A 17048-nucleotide genomic window follows, 5' to 3' on the forward strand; every position below is an offset into this window, starting at 1 on the left:
TATGTTATTTGAGGTTCAAGGTGTCAAGTATTCCGCGAATATAGCCGACGGCAAAGAGATTTCCGAGCATCTCGTAGCCGGGGTTGTCGTTGCGCTCGCCCGCGAGGGTCGGCGTGTGGTCGGGACGGACGAGACCGTCAAACCCGTTGGCGCGCAGCAGGGCGAGCAGCGCGGGCATGTCGGTCGGTCCGTTGTCATGGAACGTCTCGTGAAAGTGCTCCGCACTCCCTTCGATGTCGCGAAAATGGAAGAAGAACAGCTTCTTCTTCCGGCAGAACTCCTGCGCCAGCGCAAAGACATCCTCCCCCATCGCCAGGAATGTCGCCTGACAGAACGTCACGCCGTGGCACGGACTCTCCACAAGGGCGAGCGCGCGCCGGTATGCGTCGGCCGACGTGAAGATCCGGCTGTAGCCGCGCAGCTGCGGAATGGGCGGATCATCGGGATGAAGTCCGAGTTTCACACCCGCCTCCTCCGCGACCGGGAGCACCGCGCGCAGAAAATATTCGTAATTGCGCCACATCTGTTCATGTGTCACGACCGGTTCTTCCGGCTCCGGCGGGAGCTCCGCACGGTTGAACTCGCTTGTGAGTGCGCCGCCGCGCTCCGGTCGGTCGAAGCGGGTTCGGAACCAGCCGACTCCGGCCATGAAATTGTAGCAGAGCAGCCCGATTCCGAGCCGCCCCATGTTGCGCAGCAGCATCCGGTAGTGTTCGATGTCCTCATCGCGCCCCGGCAGCCCGAGTTTGATCCGGCTCATGTCGAACTCATCTCCCTCGAGCGCGCAGAGGCGGAACCCCTGTTCCTCGAAACGGCGCGCGGTTTCACGCAGCGAATCGAACTCCCACGGCGGCGGCAGCCCGGAGAGATCCGGGGCCGCTTTCGTGACGGCGTATTCCACGCCCACCTGACGCGCCAGCGTCCACTTGAGATCCGGCTTCGCCGGAAGCATCATCGCAAGTTTCATGATTCGGCACACCACTTCCGGAACACTTCTTCCGCCGGTTTGCCGTGGATCGTGAATCCGGTGTCCCCGCCGGGCTGCGTATAGTGCGGCCGTTTCTGCTGCTCATCCCATTTCCACCACATGAGTCCCCGCCACCAGTCGCAGCCGGAGAACGCCTTGATCACACCGGCGAGGTAGTTCGCCTGCGCCGCGCCGTCGTAGTCGCCGCTGTTCGTGTACGCCCACGGCAGGCGCGTACCGTCCACCACCGAACGTGCGCCGCACTCGGCGAAGAAAATCGGGATTCCCAGCTTGCGCGAAACCGCCGCAGTCCGCGCCACCGCCTCCTTCAAATCGGCGGCAATCTCGGAGGGAGTCGGATTCGGCCGCTCCGTCCCGGTGTAGAAGCTGATGCCGAGCAAATCAAGTTTCGAATACCAGTCGTGGCAGTTCTCCCGGTTTGCCCAGAGCTGGTCGGCGTTGTAGGTCACCGGCCCGCGGTAGACTTTGCGGACCCGGTCGATCACGCCCGGCCAGAACGCCTCCTGATCCTCGGTGCCGAGCAGTTCGCAGCCGATGCAGAGGAGTTCCACTCCGTTCTCTTCACAGAAGCGGCCGTAGTGTTCCATGCAGTCGGCATAGTGACCGAACCACTCCGCCCAGTAGTCCACGCAGATCCCCTGGATCATCATCTGCTTCTCCGGGAAACGGATGTTTCCGCGCCAGACGCTGTCGAGGCACTCGATCATCGGCTTGAGCATAACCTTGACTCCGGCGGCGTGAAATTTGCGCACCATCGATGCGAGTTCCACGTCGGAAGGAGTGTAGACATAGTCGGCAAACATCCGCGTGGAGCTGTACCGCTCCTGTGCGACCGTCACGATCAGTGCGACCCACTTCGCACCGGTCGCACAGATGTTGTCGGCCTCGCGCTGCCCGACCTCGGAACGGTAGTAGCCGTTCTTCCCCATGAACCCGAAACTGACCCCTTTGATGAACATTTCAAATCCACTCCCTTTTTTTCAGCTCCACTGCCGATCGTTGGCCCACTCTTTATCCCACTCTTCCGTGGAGGCCCATGCGACCGGGAAGTCGGCATGGAGTTTCTCCGCGATGAGTTTCTCATTCAACGCCTCGATGCCGAGCCCCGGCGCATCCGGGACGGCGATCTCACCGGCTTTGATCTCGAGGCGCGGCACGACCAGGTCCGCCCACCACGGTACGTCGACGGAGTGCACCTCGAGCGCCATGAAGTTCCGCGTTGCGGCCGCAACGTGCACCGCCGCCAGACACGCGATCGGACTCTCGGCCATGTGGATCGACATCTGCACGCCGTACTCTTCGGCAAGATCGCCGATCTTGTGCGTTTCCAGGATGCCGCCCGCGGTCAGCACGTCCGGATGAATCATCGCGAGCGCGCCGGATTCCAGCAGCGGCCGGAAGTTCTCCTTGAGATAGATGTCCTCACCCGTTCCGAGCGGAACCGTCGTCGCGGCCGCCATCCGCTGATACTGGCCGGTGAGCTGCCACGGAACCGGATCCTCCATCCACGCGAGATTGTATTTCTCAAGCCGTTTCGCCAGTCGGATGCAATCCTCCACCGGAATGTGCCCGAGATGGTCGATCGCCAGCGGAATCTCATACCCGATCTCGGCGCGAACCTCCCCCATGTATTCGTCGAGAAAATCCAGACCCTTTTCCGTCAGATGGATGCCGGTGAATCCGTGCGCAGTGTTGAAGAGGTCGTAGGCCTCGCCGCGCATCGCGCGCGGATCGATCGAACCGTGCGGCGTCGAAAAGACCGTTTTTTTGTATTCCCGCATCTTTTCGAGGAATCCGAGCGGCGCGGAGAGACACCCCTCTCTCCCCATGAGCAGCTCAATCCCGAGATCCATCTTGAGGAACGTATACCCCTGCGCCATGCGCTCCCGGAGCGCTTTGCCCATGTCGCGTCCGCCCCCCTCGGAGTCGGTGTCGCAGTAAACCCGGATCCGGTCGCGGAATTTCCCGCCGAGCAGCTGCCAGACCGGCACTCCCCACGCCTTGCCGGCGAGATCCCACAGCGCAACTTCGATGCCGCAGACGCCGCCCGCCTGCCGCGAGTGGCCGCCGAACTGTTTGATCCGCCGGAAGAGCCGGTCGATGTTACACGGATTTTCTCCGAGAATGCGGCTCTTGAGCATCGCCGCGTAGGTGCGGCTCGAGGCGTCACGGACTTCGCCGTAACCGACCAGCCCCTGGTTCGTGTAGAGTTTCAGAAGCGTACACCGTTTCGGCGCGCCGTCGATGTCGGCAAAACGCATGTCGGTGATCTTCAGTGTCGATGGATCGATCTTTCCCATTGCCGGAGTGTTTCCTTCTTTTTATGCGCGTGCGTAAATCCGCCCGCATTGTTCCGCTTTATCGAGAAGCTCCCGCGCAACCGACGGGAGCCGTTCTTCCGAAAAATCCTCATCGTACCCGAGCAGTGTCAGCGCCGCAACCACCCGCCCCCGGGCATTGCATACGGGAGCGGACATCGCATCGATCCGCCAGCGGTTGCGGCCGCGGTTGAAGCAGTAACCGTCGCGCCGGATCGCCTCGACCCCGTCCCGCAGCAGTTTCGGGGACTCCGCCACTCCGGTCTCCCGGGCACAGATCTGCGCGAGCTTCTCCCGTTCCGCGGCCGGAGTCGAAGCGAGCAGCGCCGCGCCGACCGATCCCTCCGCAACCGGGAACTGCACCCCGATCCGCCCCGAAACCGCCATCGGCCGCGGCGACTCGGCGCGCAGCAGCGGAATCTGAAACTCCCCCTGCCGCACCGACAGCTTGCAACACAAACCCGTCGTCTGCGCGAGCTCCTCGAGCACCGGCATCATCGCCCGGAAATGTGCCGCTCCATCCGTCAGCTTGCGTACCGTTCCGAGCAGTCCGAACGAGAGATCATAGCGGCTCCCCTCGGTTTTCCGAATCCAACCAGCCACCAGCAGCGTCTGCAAAATCCGGTAACAGCTGCTCGGCGTGATCTTCAAAGCGGCAGCGAGTTCCGCCTGCGTCATCCCATCGGCGCTCTCTCCGAGCCGATTCAGGATCGCCACAGCTTTCTCCACCGCCGGAATGGTGTTGTCTCCTGCCATCAAATCCCCGTATTATTCAAATGTGAACAAATGATTTTATAATTTGAATATATTATACCCAATTATACAGATAAAGTCAAGCTGTGTTTTGAAAAAAAGATGCTTTTTGCCTGCGGGGAGAGGTTTCAGCGCAGGACGCGGCGCAGAAAATCCGCGTAGATGGGGCCGAATTTCTGCTGGGAGTATTCAAAAGCCAGATGGCGGGCGTTCATTGCGAACCGTCCCCGGATCGTGTCGTCTTTCAAACGAATCAGAGCATTGGTCCACTCTTCGGGGGTTTCCGCGAGATAGCCGGTTTCGCCGTCCCGCAGAACTTTCGTGTTTTCTCCGACGGGACTCGCGATGGCGGGAACTCCCGCCGCCAGATATTCGATCAATTTGAATGCCGACTTCCCGGCGGCGAACGCATCTCCGGCTGGAAGCGGCATGATTCCGATATGGCAACGGGCGAGGAGTTCCCCCTCCCTCGCCGCGGACCAGTCGACAAACCGCATGTTCACGCCCGGAATCGCCCGCGAGGCAAGCTCTTTCCGCGCAATGACCAGCAGCTCGAAATCCACCGCGAGAGCCATCGACTGGAGCGCATCGGCATGGGATTCGAGATATTCGTAAGTGACCGGCGTTCCGATCCAGGCGACCGTGAAATCGGGGAATTTCCGCGCCTGTGCCGGGTAGGACTCCAGATTCACCGCCGTCGGAATTTTAATGACGTTCGCATTATGCTTTCGCGCCTTTTCGAGCAAGAGATCGTTCGCACAGACCACACCGGCCGCACCGGCGATGAGTCGGTCATATTTCTCCGCAAGTCTCCCGCGGCCCTCGTATTTCAGCCAGACATTGTCGTCGAAATTCAACACGTAGCGGCGGTTGCGCAGGAAGTGCGATTCGATCCCGAAAGCGAGTTCCGGCAGCAGTTCATATTCGATGAGCAGCCGCTCCGGCAGATGTGCGCTCATCGTTGCGAGCCGCCGCAGCAACGCCTCCGCGGCGAGCAGACGGGATTTTCCGTTGCCCGCGTAGAGCCGCTTCAGATAGGCATCCGGAAAAAACGGGTGGAAATGCGGAGAGAATCCGGCCGCCTCGAATGCGTCTTTGTAGTCGAAATAGCGCAGACGACTCGATGCGCCGCGCCTTCCGTACCGGGTGAAAATACCGAGTTTCTCCGCCACCGTCTCCGCCTCTCCTCCTTTGTGTGAGCGTTTCCGTCCGGGTGGTAACATAGCCCGACATCGATATTTTTTCAACCTCCGCGGCGAAAAGAGCGGTTTTACATTTTTTGTCATATCGAGTTCCAATATGAACAAAATTGTAAAACCCTGTTTCGGGGCATCGTGAGTCGCAATCGTGGTTTCACGCTCCGGAGCACACTTTTGAGATTTTGGCACGCCTTTTGCTTTCACTGTGCCGAACCCGAAACAACCAGGAGGTGCTTATGAAACTCATTATCGCCTACATCAAACCGGAAAAGCTGAATGCGGTCAAGCAGGAGCTTTACAAGCGCAGCATTTTCAAGATGTCAGTAAGCAACGCACTCGGCTGCGGTCAGCAGAAAGGGTACGTCGAGGCGTACCGCGGTGCGATCTCCGAAGTGAATCTGCTCAAGAAAGTACGACTCGCGATCGGAGTGAACGACGAATATGTCGAAACCACCATCGACGGCATCATCGCCGGAGCCCGGACCGGCCACATCGGAGACGGCAAGATCTTCGTTCTGCCGATGGAGGACTGCATCCGGATCCGCACCGGCGAACATGGCCCGGAGGCGATCGGATAACCCGGAATGAAACAGGCAGGAGACAGGAAATGATGAGAAACAAGTGGAAAATCTTTTCGGGAGCGGCATTGCTGTTTGCCGCCGCGGCGCTCCCGGCAGCAGAAGAGGCGGCCGCCGAACCAGCGACAGTGGAACAGGCGCTTTTTTACGTTGACAACCTCTGGGTGCTGATCGGCGGTATGCTGGTCTTTCTGATGCACCTCGGTTTTGCGACGGTGGAGTCGGGACTCTGCCGGGCGAAGAACTGTACGAACATTCTTTTCAAGAACACGCTCGTTCCGGCGATCGGGTTCCTGACCTACGCGGTGATGGGTTTCTCGCTCATGTACCCCGGTGAGGCGTGGAAGATCGGCAAGATCCTCGGCTTTGCGGGATTCGGGATGGGCTCGAATCCGGACGCGACGATCGCCGAGGCGATGGCCTACAACGGCCACTTCACCTACTGGGCGGACTTCTTCTTTCAGGGGATGTTCGCCGCAACCGCCGCGACGATCGTTTCGGGAGCGGTGGCGGAACGGGTGAAAGTCAAGGGATTCCTGGTATTCACCCTGGTGTACGTGATGCTCGTCTACCCGGTGATCGGTTCGTGGGGATGGGGCGGCGGCTGGCTTGCCGGGATGAATTTCCATGATTTTGCCGGATCGACCTTTGTTCACAGCGTCGGCGGCTGGGCAGCGCTTGCGGGCGTGATCCTGCTCGGGCCCAGAATCGGAAAGTATGTAAACGGCCGGGCGATGCCGATCATGGGTCACAGCATGCCGCTGGCGACGATCGGTGTGTTCTGCCTGTGGCTCGGCTGGTTCGGATTCAACGGCGGATCCATTCTCTCGGCGGAACCGACGAAGATCTCGTTCGTGCTGTGCACGACGATGTTCGGAGCCTCGGCGGGAGTGCTCGGAGCGATGCTCTGCAGCATGTTCTTCCTCCACAAGCCGGATCTCTCGATGACCTTGAACGGCTGTCTGGCCGGACTTGTGGCGATCACGGCAGGTGCGGACTGCGTGAGCCCGACTTCCTCGATCATCATCGGCCTGGTCGGCGGTGTGATTGTGGTCCCCGCAGTGCTGATGTTCGACCGGTTGCAGCTTGATGACCCGGTCGGTGCGCTGTCGGTCCATCTCGTCAACGGAATCTGGGGAACGCTTGCGGTCGGCATCTTCGCTTTCCCGGAATGCGGATACAGCTTCTGGACGCAGCTGGTCGGCGTGCTGGCGGTCGGCGTGGTGGCATTCCCTGCGGCATTCCTGATCTTCTGGGTGCTCAAGCATACGATGGGAATCCGGGTCTCGGAAGAGGAGGAGCTGCGCGGACTCGACCTCGGGGAACATGGAATGGAGGCTTATCCGGGATTCCAGTTCTTCAGCAATCAGTAATTCTCCGCGGAGAGCCGGGAAGTGCTCCTGAACATCCCGGCAATCCGGACGGGAATCGGTGTGGACAACCGGTTCCCGTTTTTTTTGCCCCTCCCCGGTCGACAAGAAGGAATGTCCTCGAAAAATCCCGTCCGGTGCTTGCAATCGGCTATCGATGTTGTATAGTAACTTTGATAGCTGTTTTTCGCTCTGATTCAACCTGAAACCTGAACAGGAGGCGTGCAATCATGAAAAAAATATTGGTTGGAATCATTCTGGCGGCGGTGATATTCCCGGGCAGTGCGCTGATGGGAAAGGCCGCGGAGGCGATCGTTCCTGCGGATGTCTCCGTCCGGGTTCAGTATCAGATCCAGACCCCGGGCAGCAGTTCATGGAGGAGCGTGACCACCTCCCTCCGCGGCGCGGTGACGGAGTCGATGATGGTCAACCAGCTTTCGGCCGGGCATCCCGGCAGCAAAGTCCGCATTCTCTCCGCCTCCTGGGGAACGCCGGTCTCCCATCTGGTACGATACCAGATGAAACAGGGGAACGCCCCCTGGACGACTTCGACCACCACTTTAAACAACGCTCTGACCCAGTCCATGGCGAAAAACCAGCTGAGGGCGAGATATCCCCGGGCTCAGATCCGGATTTTGAGTTTTGTGCGCAGATGACAGGCACGGCCGATTTCTCCGTTCCGCTTTCGCGGGTCGTTTCCGCGTTTCCAGGTGCGGGATGCGCGGCTCTCGCCGATTGATTTTTCGGGAAAAAAATCCGCCGGACGCGGTTGCTGTGACATATTTTGTCACAGGCGGGCGTACATATTATCTCCAGAACCGGCCCGCAAACGAAATTCAATCAAAAAGGGGGGAATCATGAAAGACTGCACCCACATCTGCATCGTACTGGACGCATCCGGCTCCATGAGCTGGCTTGAAACCGAGACGAAGAAAAATTTCAATGAGTTTCTGAATAAACAGCGCGAATTCCCCGGGAAAACGGTTTTTGACCTGTATCAATTCTCCGACCGGGCGAAACGAATCGTCGAGCGCGTCGATTTGTCGACGTTTCAGGACGATCTGATGGAGAACTATCACTGCAACGGCTGCACCGCTCTGAACGATGCGGTCTGCATCGCGATCGACACTCTGGGACAGGAACTGGCAGCCATGCCGGAGTCCGAACGCCCCGAACACGTGCTTTTCGTAATCATCACCGACGGCATGGAAAACGCGAGTCGGGAGTATTCCGCCGGAGATGTCAAAAATCGCATCAGGCATCAGACGGAAGTTTACAGCTGGGAGTTCGATTATCTGGCGGCGAATCAGGACGCTTTTGCAACCGGCGCGGAGCTGGGGCTCTCCTCGGACAGCTGCATGAATTTCTGCGCGTCCCCGACGGGAATTCAAGGCGTCACCGCATATTTGTGCGAACGCAGTTTCTCCATCCGGCAGAAATCCCGCCGGAAAAAGTGAGCCGCCGTTCGGAGAAAAGGCCGCCGGCGGGAGAAACGGCAATACGCCGTTCTCCACCGCCGGCTTCCCGGTCCGATCACTTCATGGCCGGGAAGAGTTCTCCGGCGAGGCGGAGCGCCGCCTGTTCGATGGAATCCTTGGCGGCGATCACGTAGGTCGCGCCGGCGAGAGTCTCTTTCGCCGTTCCGGTTGCGAGGAGTTTCTTTCCGCCGTCCGAGACCGACAGCTCCACGCGCGCCGAGGCGGAAGTGAATTTCCGGTAAAATCCGGACTGGGCGGCAACCGCTTCGCCCGTCACGATGAAATCGGCCTGGTCTTCCCGCTTCACGACCTCGAATCCGAGTTCGAGCAGCAACGCTTTCAGGGCGGTTTCCGCCGCGGGGTCGGGAACCGCGACCTGAATCTCCTCTTTCACACGGACGAACACCTTGCGCTGTCTGCCTGCAACTGTGTCGGCCAGCTGTTTCGCAACGGAGTTGACACTCTGCGGTCCGGGCAGCAGCTTTTCCGATTGTTTCTCCAGAATCGCCGCGATTTTCGGTGCGATCTCCCCGGTCATTTCGGCGAATTCGCCCGTGCCGGAGACACTGCACCCCATCACCCGGCTGGTTTCCGTGCCGATAATCTTGGCGACGAGGTACTGTTTTTCGCCGGACCGGAACATCGAGCCGGTGATGATGATCCGGGCGCCGACGAGTTTGCCGAGTTTGAGCTGACTCTCTTTCTCCACGAGTCCGACGGCGGAGAGCTGCAGTTCATCCAGAGCCTTGTCGAGTTCGGCGCGCTCGACCAGTTCCGCCGAACCGGTCTCCAGCAGGGCGATTCCGACCAGTTCCGCGATCGATCTGCCGTCGGCGGCCTGCCCGCCGGAGCGGGCTCTCACCTCAAACGGCAGCACCGCGACGGTCGGAATTTGTACACTCTCCGCCCATACGCCCGAAACAGCGAGAGCCGCCAGCAGAATCAACGTGATTTTCTTCATTTTGCTTCCTCCATAAGCTGCCTGATGAAAAGTACATTATCGATGTTGTCCCAATCCAGATCCGGCGTGATGATGACGATTCGCCGGCCGGGAGACTCAAGTTTGAGGTACGTCAAGTCTCCTCTCAGATCGAGTTTCAGCTCTTTTCTGTCGTAATAGACGCTCAAGACGCCGGGATTCTTAGCGCGTCCCCCCGAAAACTCCTCCCAGTTTCCGCCGATCACGAGCGGGAAATCCCGTTTGTCGGGGAAACAGAGCGTAAGTTTACTGCCCGGGGACTCCGTCCCGCCCGGGGAGAGGAAAAATCCGCCCGACACGGCGATCTCGTCCGGTCGCAGCGACGGCGGCTCGGCGAGCATCCCCATTCCGAGCTCGATCAACCGGCGCAGCTGCCGCGGCGGCAGGGTGTTGTCGCTGACCAGATTCCATCCGGTCAGAGGCTGCGGGGAGTGGAACCGCAGTTTCCGTTTTTCCCCGTTCAACGTCAATTCGGTATCGAGAGCGGTTCCGGCTTCCAGCGCCGGGAGTTCCAGGCGGATTTCGCCGTCGCCGGAGGCGAGAATCCGCCCGTTCCCGGCGGAGATCTCCCACTTGCCGCAACCGGGCAGCGTGACGGGCCGCCCCGACCACAGGTTTACGACTTCCGTTCCGCACAACGCCAACGTAAGCACACACCAGCAGATCGACAGCGTCAGCGTCCTCATATCTTCTCCTTGACGATGAAATAGCGTTGATATCCGAGAAACAGCACCCCGTCCGGCCGTTCAAAAAGAGCGGAGCAGGCCGGCAGCCACAGCAGCGGCGACCGCTCCGGGGAGGCGAGATCGATCACTCCCGGCGTGCAGTTCGCGCTGAAAAGAAGTTTCCCGCGGAAACACCAGGGGCGGTTCATCTGCCAGAATCCCCCCTTGAGCACGACCGGCCGGGCCGCCGGATCGTCGAACCGGTATCGTTCGCCGCTCTGGTTGAACAGCCACTGCGCCCGTTTCTGCGCCGGATCGATCCGGTAGATCCGCTCTCCGTGCGCCATCGTGAAGCAGTAGACTTCATCCCGCTGCCGCCACAGCATGTCGATTCCGGCGCCGGAGAAGGGGAAGCGGACGAGGCGGGTGAAATCCCCGGAGACAGGGGAAACGGCATAGACCATGGTGTTTCCCGGGGTGGTGACGGCGAAGAGCAGCATGTTTTCGTGCTCCAGGAGGGAGTTCACCTCGCGGATCTTCAGATGGTCGAGTTCATTCTGCGGTTCGACGCGGGCGGTGCTGAAGTGGATTTTCCGGCCGGAACCGTCCGGCGCGCAGGAGACCAGCGTGCAGAACTCCCCTTTGTAGAGATTGCCGCCGCCGAGTCCCCAGATCCGGTCGGAAGCTACCGCGAGCGAGACCGGAGGCACCGGCAGAAACTCCGGAATCTGCGTCCATTGTTGCGTTGTCCGGTCGTAACAGTGCAGATTCCCCCGTTTGTCGCCGATCACGGCGAGCGTTTCACTGACGGTGAACGGAGCCGGACGGCGGGCGATCACATCGTCGTTGCCGTCGAATTCTCCGTTTTTCAACGGAGTTTCCACGCAGGGAATGACAGTTCCGTCGTCGCGCATCGCTCCGAGCAGAATCCGGGCGTCACCGCTGCGGCGGAACAGCAGCCAGGTTTCGTCGTCCGTGCGCGCCGAGCCTAGCAGGGTTTCGATCGTTCCGGACGCGGGGCCGGAGCGGAACAGATCCCGATACCGCCCGGTCTCGATGCGAAAGGCGCAATTCGCGTCGAAGAAGAGTTGTTCCGCCGCCCGGCTGCGGAAATTGCCCTCCCGGTCGAAGAGGCGCCAGAGGAGCGACGCATAAAGATTGGCGGTTTTGTTTTTCGTGAGCCGGTCATAATTGTATTTCCGCAGGGTTTTGACCTGTGGAACGAACGCTTCGGGCTTCTCCCCCTGCCGGATCATCATTTCCAGCATCGTCCAGTCGCCGACGGCATAGTGTTCCCGCCGGCAGGCGGCAAGTTCCCGGCGGTAGAGCGCAAGCGCGCCGGTGGTCTGGGCGACGAAATTTTCAAAGATTCCTGCCGCTCCGACGCTGCCATAGTGGGTCGGGCCGGACGGTGGTTCGAGCATCCGGGGAAAGTGATGCTTCGCCTCCGCGAAAAACTCCCGGAACACCTCGGCATAGCGCTCCTCCTCATCCTCCTGCGGAACGGCGCACACTTTCCGCATGTAACGCAGCAGCAGAAACTGCCGTTGAAGAAACGGAATGGAACTTCGCCGGATGAACTCCAGATATTCCGTCATAAGGGGTGAAGTCAGATGGCTGCGGATGATCCGGCGTCTGATTTCCGGCGAATCGCAAAATTCTCCGGCGCTCAGAAAATCCAGTGCCAGCCCGTGTCCGTTGCGCGAGATGATCGATGCGATCTGCTTGTTCCATTCCGGATGAGCGGCGTGCAGTTTCTCCGCGATCCGGAAAAATTGCAGTTCCAGACTCAGCTGCTCCTTCAGGCACTGTTCGAGAGAGAGGTAGGATTCGAGGCGGCAGCTGCTGAGGCAGACGCGGCTGAAGTTGTTCAGTTCTTCGGGCGTGGAGATGGTTTCCGTGGCCGGGCACGGATGCCGGAGCCGCGCTTCCTCCCCCGCCAGTTGGCGCATTTCGCGCAGAATCCCTTCCGCCAGTCGGTATTCGGCGCTTCCCGGGCGGCAGCGCCGCCGGTTCAGGCCCGGCAGAACGTAACTTGTGTACATGACGCCGCCGGAGTCGGTCTCTCGGGGGAACTCCTGCCGGAACTTCCGGCACCGTTCCCATTGCGCGGGCCACTCTTCGGCAAGCTCCGGCCAGGGGACGTTCCTGCGGAGATCGTCCGCCCGGTAGCGGATTTCGGCGAAGCGGTAGCGGGGATTGTCCGGAGCCAGCGCCAGCGCGGCTTCGAGTTTTTCCCGGCACTCCGGCGTGAATTTCGCATCGCTCATTTCCAGAGCGGAGAACTCCTCGAAGAACCGGGCAGCTTCCGTCCGCCGGCTGCGCCGCTGTTCGCGCTCCGGCTGAAACACGGTTTGCAGTTCGCCGCACACCGCTTCGCAAAATCCATCCGGGTCGGCAAATGCCACGTTTTTCTCACAGCGTCCGGCGAGTTGCCCGTCGAGATCGCGGACGAGAACTTTCGCGTTGACGCCATCGTCTTTCGCCTCGAATTCAATGCTCAGCAGCAGCGCGGAGGGGGCGAGTGCGAATGTCTGCCGGGTCAGTTCCCGTTCAGCGGTCACGAGTCCGAGCCGGGAACGTTCCAGAATCTGGACTCCGGGAATCCGGAGCAGCCGCTCTTCGAGCCGCGGAACGAGAGCCTCGAGTTGCGGTTCCCGTTTTTGCGGAATTCCCACCATCCGCACGGAGACAATGGCCAGATAGAGGGGGATTCCCCGGCGGCTTTCGGCGATCGCGCGCCGGAGATCGTCCGCCGGATGTTCCGACTCTCCGCTCCGGATCAGAAATCCGTTTTTTCCGTTGAACACAATCAGCCGTTTTCCCGACACGACGGCGAAGTAATCCGCGTGCGGAAAACAGCGAAGCAACTCCTGTGGCGAAAGCGCTGCGGCGTGCAGCCGGTGTTCCTGCAGAATCTTTTCGATTTCCGTGCGTTCGAGCAGCTGGATTTCCGGCGCGTCGGAGAGTTCCGCCGTCAGCAGCGCGACCGGCTCTTTTTCGCCGATCAGGGCGACCTTCAGCGGCGCGGCGCAGAGCGTGATTGCGCCGACCAGAAAGAACAGTGTTGCGGAGTGTTTCATCATGTGTGTTCCGGAGAATACCGCGACATCGTTGCGGCGGTCATCCCTGCTCCCGGCCGTCGTAATGATTGCCGCTGCGCCGAATCGCGGGCAGATCCGTCCGGATCCGCCTGCCGTTCCAGTTCAAATCGAGATCCAGAACCAGCGTCTCCCCGTCGCAGCGTGAGGAGACGATCTCGCCGGAAATTCCGGGGGTGTCCAGATAGATGGTGTCCTGATCGGAACAGGCGAGCGAAAGCCGGATAATCTTACCGTTTCCGTCCAGAAGCGTGAGAATGACCAGGTTGTCCGGCGGAGACTCCGAACGCGCCCCCGTGTAAAGTTCATCGTTCACGAAGAGCACCGCTGCATCCTCCCCGAAAAGCCGCACCGTCTCCGCCAGTCCGGTATAGGGGTTGTACGTGACGAACGCTTTCCGGGTCAGCGGCAGCAGCAGCACGCTCACCGCCGCCACCGAAAGAACCAGAAAGCATGCGGCAAACCGGAGCAACGCGGTGCGGCGGGTTTTCCGGCGCTCATCAATCCGTCGGAAAAGGGTTTCGGCGAATTCGGTTTCGTTCTGCGGGAAATGCGCCTGCGCCGATTTCTTCCGTTCCAACAGGGAATTGAGTCGTGTTTCATTCATCTTGCAATCTCCTCATCGCTTCCAGGAGCAGAGCTTTGGCTTTATGAATCCGCTGATAGAGCGTGTTGGTGCTGCACCCGAGCAGGCGCGCCGCCTCAGCACCGGGGATTCCGCTCAAAACCGCCACATGGACCGTTTCGCGATACAGCTCCGGCAGTTCCGCGATCGCCCGGTCGAGTTCGTCGAGCATCGGTTCTGCCGTGTTGTCCGGGCCGTCGGCCTGCAGTCGGGAGAACGCCTCCCGGGTGCGGGCTTCGCGCGCCCGCCGGCGCAGCAAATCGTAACTCTCCGTGACGACAATCCGCGATACCCATCCCGCGAGCGCATCCGGCCGATTCCGGAACTGGGTTCGCCGCTCCCACGCCTTGAGCAACGCGCGCTGAACAGCATCGTCCGCATCGACGGAAGAGTTGACGATGTGGAACGAAATGGAGCGGAACAATCCGAGTTTCTCCCGAATCAATTCCGCAAAGAGAGTTTTCCACATGTCATCCCGGTTCATGCGTGTCCCTGTTCGTCTTTTTTTTTAATTAAGACGCCTCTGCCGAGCCTTTTCTTAGTTTCTGCGGCTGCAAAAACTTCTTTTTTTCTTCATGGGAATTCAGGGCGATTCCGATCATGCCGTTCAGGAGCGACTCCGGCGCGATGAACCGTTCACATCACATTTTTCTCGAGACTATTCCGTTTTTCCGCCGGCGTCAGATACTTTTTCCGCGCGGAGAAACACGTCGAGGCGGTTCAGGACAAGGCGGTCGCGATCCCGGAAAAAGACGGTCTGGAACCAGAGGCTGTCCGCTGTTCTGCACTGATTTTTCAAATAGAGCCGGTTGTTTTCGATCTTGCTGGAGCCGGCATACTCGGCGTTGAGATGTTCCGCGTCTTTTCCGGCAAAGGAATAACTGCCGTCCGCAGAAAAGATCAGCTGAAACGGAGCGACTCTTTCTTCCCCGCTTTTAAGGTTTTTCTGAATCAGGGACCAGGAGCCGACCAACCAGTCCGGAGTCAGACGATTCCCGGAATTACGGCGCTCGAGACGCAATATCAGATCCGGCTGAAAATCATTTTGGAATTCAATCGCGTCACGACTGACCCGACAGGCGATCAAGCCGCGTTTCTCTTTTTGAATCTCGTCTTTTCCGGCGTCGGGATTCTTTTCCGGGAGAAGAAGAGTCCACTTTTTCTGAACATACGTCAGTCTGCCCCGGAGAGTTTTTTCCGCAGCTCCCGGCGTGATGGATTCCACCGTACCGTCGGCCAGAATGCGGCAATGATAATCCGCCAGCAGATTTTTCTCCTGATGGTTGACGATATAGACATCCCATTCGCCGGCAAAATCATTCGGCAGACTCGCCCCCGGAATTTGATCGGCAACTGCGGAAACGGCGGCTGCCGACAGCAAGAAAAAATAAAGCAGGAATTTCATGAATCGGTCTCCCCTGTGATCGGAATCAAAAAAACAAAGGAGCGAGAAAACTTCGCTCCTTCGATCTGGATGCGGGCTGGAAACACATCCGAGACAATGTCGTCACTCAGAACAACCAACCCGATTTCGATGCAGTCACATCAAAAAGTTTGTAGGGGACGACAAATTTCTCCATGACGACAACTTCACCTTTGCCGTTGATGTAAAACGGCATCGGCTTGACGATCTCGACACCGGTCAACGTCGCGGGGAAGCCAGTGACCTTGACATTCATCTTCTTGAACACGAAGTAATCGTCGGTCTGAATTTCGTAACGGGCCGCGACGACGGCATCGCTCTTGCTGGATTTGCAGGCATTGTAGAACGCCGCCTTGGCCGCAATCTCCTTGGCATTCGGCAGCCAGGCCAGAAGCGCACTCCAGATGCTGTCGTTCGCAGCCAGAGTCGCGTTATCGGCGAACGCAGAGGTGTCTCCCCAGGCAAAAAGACCGAACAAAACATTGACCTGAGCCTGACCGCTGACACGTTCCTTTTCATTGACCTTGTACAGTGGCCGATAGCTGTCGACCGGACCGACCGTGGCAGGATAGACGTTCATGCTGCCGGCATCACTGGTGTTGATGGAGGTACAGCCGGCAAAAAACAGCGCCGCCGTTGCACACAGTGCCAGGAAGAAAAATTTTTTCATTTGACTCTCCTTGTTTTGTCCAGCCTTTTTATTACTTGCACCTGCAAGAACTGCTATACTATAATAGCTCAAAAGATTATGTCAAGGGAAAACTTTGTTATTATTTCAATATTTTGTCACAAGCGATTCTTCCTCTATACCGTGCAATTCTCGACAACATCTATCGCGAACACTTCAACGAACCAGGATTCGACCGGGTTGCGCAGCTGAATTTCCCGTTCCACGAGCGCGTTTTCGCGACCGACGTCGAAACCGGGGAGGAGAGCGGAAGCGGCCGCGTCAACCTCGAAACGGCGGAAGACCAGCGGCTTGCCGCCGAAGAGTACGTCGCCTCCATCGCGGAATCGGGAGCGCCGAAACCGAACTGGTGGAAAGAGTTCCTGCAATCCGTCCGCATGTGGATTGCCGACCATTTCCCGCACGCGCGGCAAGTCCGCATGACCGACCGAGAGATCGAAACTCTGCTCGCACGCTCCGCGCGCGCCGCCCGGAGAAACCGGCGCGGCAACGGCAAAGTCATCGCGCCGGAATCGATGATCCGGTTCAGGGTAAACGAGAACGGCGAGACGGTTTTCGGGATTGCCGGGAGGGATGGGGATTTCACCGCGCGGGAGATTATGGAGGATAAAACCATCTCCGAAAACACCCCGATCCTGACTTCCGATGGGTCGGAGGTGTGGGGAGAAATCACTCCGGAAATGGCCGAAGCCGGAAAGGAACTCGGACTCGAAGCGCTGCCGATCAAACTCCTCAAGGGGAAACATTTCGGAAATCATGCCGGGTTCGGACTTGCTCATCTCTGGAATCAGCATGGCGCGGAACTAGAAGCGCGCGGTTATGATCTCTCCGACTTTCTCACCGGGGTTTTCGGGAAGCCCAATCAGATTTATGCCTCCAGACA

17 protein-coding genes are annotated in these 17048 nt (G+C 59.2%); 4 read left to right on the forward strand and 13 right to left on the reverse strand.

What is annotated here, in order from left to right; all coding sequences use genetic code 11:
• Positions 1-4 precede the first annotated feature (4 nt).
• From Q0J85_RS06500 to Q0J85_RS06520, 5 genes are all read right to left on the reverse strand, one after another.
• Positions 5-967, reverse strand: a complete 963-nt coding sequence (locus tag Q0J85_RS06500; RefSeq protein WP_294479381.1) for a mannonate dehydratase — start codon at positions 965-967, stop codon at positions 5-7.
• Entirely contained in the window at positions 964-1947 is a 984-nt protein-coding gene (locus tag Q0J85_RS06505) for a hypothetical protein (protein WP_294479383.1), read from the reverse strand. Before Q0J85_RS06505 ends, Q0J85_RS06500 begins: the two co-directional genes overlap by 4 nt.
• A 21-nt stretch (positions 1948-1968) precedes the next feature.
• Positions 1969-3288, reverse strand: coding sequence for a mandelate racemase/muconate lactonizing enzyme family protein (locus tag Q0J85_RS06510; RefSeq protein ID WP_294479384.1), 1320 nt, complete (start codon positions 3286-3288; stop codon positions 1969-1971).
• Between the two features lie 21 nt (positions 3289-3309).
• Entirely contained in the window at positions 3310-4062 is a 753-nt protein-coding gene (locus Q0J85_RS06515) for an IclR family transcriptional regulator (RefSeq protein ID WP_294479386.1), read from the reverse strand.
• A gap of 125 nt (positions 4063-4187) precedes the next feature.
• Positions 4188-5231, reverse strand: a complete 1044-nt coding sequence (locus tag Q0J85_RS06520) for a glycosyltransferase (protein WP_294479388.1) — start codon at positions 5229-5231, stop codon at positions 4188-4190.
• Positions 5232-5494: 263 nt separating this feature from the next.
• Here Q0J85_RS06520 and Q0J85_RS06525 point away from each other — a divergent pair, with 263 nt between their 5' ends.
• The 4 genes from Q0J85_RS06525 to Q0J85_RS06540 all read left to right on the forward strand — a co-directional run bounded on the left by Q0J85_RS06525 (position 5495) and on the right by Q0J85_RS06540 (position 8663).
• On the forward strand, positions 5495-5836 hold the full coding sequence (locus tag Q0J85_RS06525) for a P-II family nitrogen regulator (RefSeq protein ID WP_294479390.1): 342 nt from the start codon (positions 5495-5497) through the stop codon (positions 5834-5836).
• A 29-nt stretch (positions 5837-5865) separates the two neighbouring features.
• Positions 5866-7209, forward strand: a complete 1344-nt coding sequence (locus Q0J85_RS06530; RefSeq protein ID WP_294479391.1) for an ammonium transporter — start codon at positions 5866-5868, stop codon at positions 7207-7209.
• Positions 7210-7436: 227 nt separating this feature from the next.
• Complete coding sequence (locus Q0J85_RS06535) at positions 7437-7862, forward strand: hypothetical protein (RefSeq protein ID WP_294479396.1); 426 nt, start codon at positions 7437-7439, stop codon at positions 7860-7862.
• A 201-nt stretch (positions 7863-8063) separates the two neighbouring features.
• On the forward strand, positions 8064-8663 hold the full coding sequence (locus tag Q0J85_RS06540) for a vWA domain-containing protein (RefSeq protein WP_294479399.1): 600 nt from the start codon (positions 8064-8066) through the stop codon (positions 8661-8663).
• A gap of 76 nt (positions 8664-8739) precedes the next feature.
• On the opposite strand, the gene Q0J85_RS06545 is transcribed toward Q0J85_RS06540, so the two are convergent.
• The 8 genes from Q0J85_RS06545 to Q0J85_RS06580 all read right to left on the reverse strand — a co-directional run bounded on the left by Q0J85_RS06545 (position 8740) and on the right by Q0J85_RS06580 (position 16944).
• Complete coding sequence (locus tag Q0J85_RS06545) at positions 8740-9645, reverse strand: CsgG/HfaB family protein (RefSeq protein ID WP_294479402.1); 906 nt, start codon at positions 9643-9645, stop codon at positions 8740-8742.
• Complete coding sequence (locus Q0J85_RS06550) at positions 9642-10349, reverse strand: hypothetical protein (RefSeq protein ID WP_294479405.1); 708 nt, start codon at positions 10347-10349, stop codon at positions 9642-9644. Before Q0J85_RS06550 ends, Q0J85_RS06545 begins: the two co-directional genes overlap by 4 nt.
• A complete protein-coding gene (locus tag Q0J85_RS06555; protein WP_294479410.1) occupies positions 10346-13414 on the reverse strand; it encodes a hypothetical protein in 3069 nt (1022 codons plus the stop codon). The genes Q0J85_RS06550 and Q0J85_RS06555 overlap by 4 nt, the downstream gene beginning before the upstream one ends.
• A gap of 37 nt (positions 13415-13451) precedes the next feature.
• Positions 13452-14036, reverse strand: coding sequence for a hypothetical protein (locus Q0J85_RS06560; protein WP_294479412.1), 585 nt, complete (start codon positions 14034-14036; stop codon positions 13452-13454).
• Positions 14029-14538: a sigma-70 family RNA polymerase sigma factor gene (locus Q0J85_RS06565; RefSeq protein WP_294479414.1), complete on the reverse strand. Its 510-nt coding sequence runs from the start codon at positions 14536-14538 to the stop codon at positions 14029-14031. Before Q0J85_RS06565 ends, Q0J85_RS06560 begins: the two co-directional genes overlap by 8 nt.
• 174 nt (positions 14539-14712) lie before the next feature.
• Entirely contained in the window at positions 14713-15459 is a 747-nt protein-coding gene (locus Q0J85_RS06570) for a hypothetical protein (protein WP_294479416.1), read from the reverse strand.
• 106 nt (positions 15460-15565) lie between these two features.
• The gene (locus Q0J85_RS06575) at positions 15566-16147 is read right to left on the reverse strand and encodes a hypothetical protein (protein WP_294479417.1); all 582 of its coding nucleotides are present in this window, start codon (positions 16145-16147) and stop codon (positions 15566-15568) included.
• Positions 16148-16281: 134 nt separating this feature from the next.
• Positions 16282-16944: a hypothetical protein gene (locus Q0J85_RS06580; RefSeq protein ID WP_294479420.1), complete on the reverse strand. Its 663-nt coding sequence runs from the start codon at positions 16942-16944 to the stop codon at positions 16282-16284.
• Positions 16945-17048 lie beyond the last annotated feature (104 nt).

Origin of the sequence: uncultured Victivallis sp. (assembly GCA_944389935.1) — a bacterium.
GTDB lineage: Bacteria > Verrucomicrobiota > Lentisphaeria > Victivallales > Victivallaceae > Victivallis.

What these genes read in the sequence shown, in the direction of transcription:
- Q0J85_RS06560 (WP_294479412.1), bottom strand. Translation starts at nt 14,036, where the DNA reads ATGAATGAAACACGACTCAATTCCCTGTTGGAACGGAAGAAATCGGCG.
- Q0J85_RS06510 (WP_294479384.1), bottom strand. Translation starts at nt 3,288, where the DNA reads ATGGGAAAGATCGATCCATCGACACTGAAGATCACCGACATGCGTTTT.
- Q0J85_RS06500 (WP_294479381.1), bottom strand. Translation starts at nt 967, where the DNA reads ATGAAACTTGCGATGATGCTTCCGGCGAAGCCGGATCTCAAGTGGACG.
- Q0J85_RS06565 (WP_294479414.1), bottom strand. Translation starts at nt 14,538, where the DNA reads ATGAACCGGGATGACATGTGGAAAACTCTCTTTGCGGAATTGATTCGG.
- Q0J85_RS06525 (WP_294479390.1), top strand. Translation starts at nt 5,495, where the DNA reads ATGAAACTCATTATCGCCTACATCAAACCGGAAAAGCTGAATGCGGTC.
- Q0J85_RS06550 (WP_294479405.1), bottom strand. Translation starts at nt 10,349, where the DNA reads ATGAGGACGCTGACGCTGTCGATCTGCTGGTGTGTGCTTACGTTGGCG.
- Q0J85_RS06535 (WP_294479396.1), top strand. Translation starts at nt 7,437, where the DNA reads ATGAAAAAAATATTGGTTGGAATCATTCTGGCGGCGGTGATATTCCCG.
- Q0J85_RS06530 (WP_294479391.1), top strand. Translation starts at nt 5,866, where the DNA reads ATGATGAGAAACAAGTGGAAAATCTTTTCGGGAGCGGCATTGCTGTTT.
- Q0J85_RS06570 (WP_294479416.1), bottom strand. Translation starts at nt 15,459, where the DNA reads ATGAAATTCCTGCTTTATTTTTTCTTGCTGTCGGCAGCCGCCGTTTCC.
- Q0J85_RS06540 (WP_294479399.1), top strand. Translation starts at nt 8,064, where the DNA reads ATGAAAGACTGCACCCACATCTGCATCGTACTGGACGCATCCGGCTCC.
- Q0J85_RS06515 (WP_294479386.1), bottom strand. Translation starts at nt 4,062, where the DNA reads ATGGCAGGAGACAACACCATTCCGGCGGTGGAGAAAGCTGTGGCGATC.
- Q0J85_RS06505 (WP_294479383.1), bottom strand. Translation starts at nt 1,947, where the DNA reads ATGTTCATCAAAGGGGTCAGTTTCGGGTTCATGGGGAAGAACGGCTAC.
- Q0J85_RS06575 (WP_294479417.1), bottom strand. Translation starts at nt 16,147, where the DNA reads ATGAAAAAATTTTTCTTCCTGGCACTGTGTGCAACGGCGGCGCTGTTT.
- Q0J85_RS06545 (WP_294479402.1), bottom strand. Translation starts at nt 9,645, where the DNA reads ATGAAGAAAATCACGTTGATTCTGCTGGCGGCTCTCGCTGTTTCGGGC.
- Q0J85_RS06580 (WP_294479420.1), bottom strand. Translation starts at nt 16,944, where the DNA reads ATGAGCAAGTCCGAACCCGGCATGATTTCCGAAATGTTTCCCCTTGAG.
- Q0J85_RS06555 (WP_294479410.1), bottom strand. Translation starts at nt 13,414, where the DNA reads ATGATGAAACACTCCGCAACACTGTTCTTTCTGGTCGGCGCAATCACG.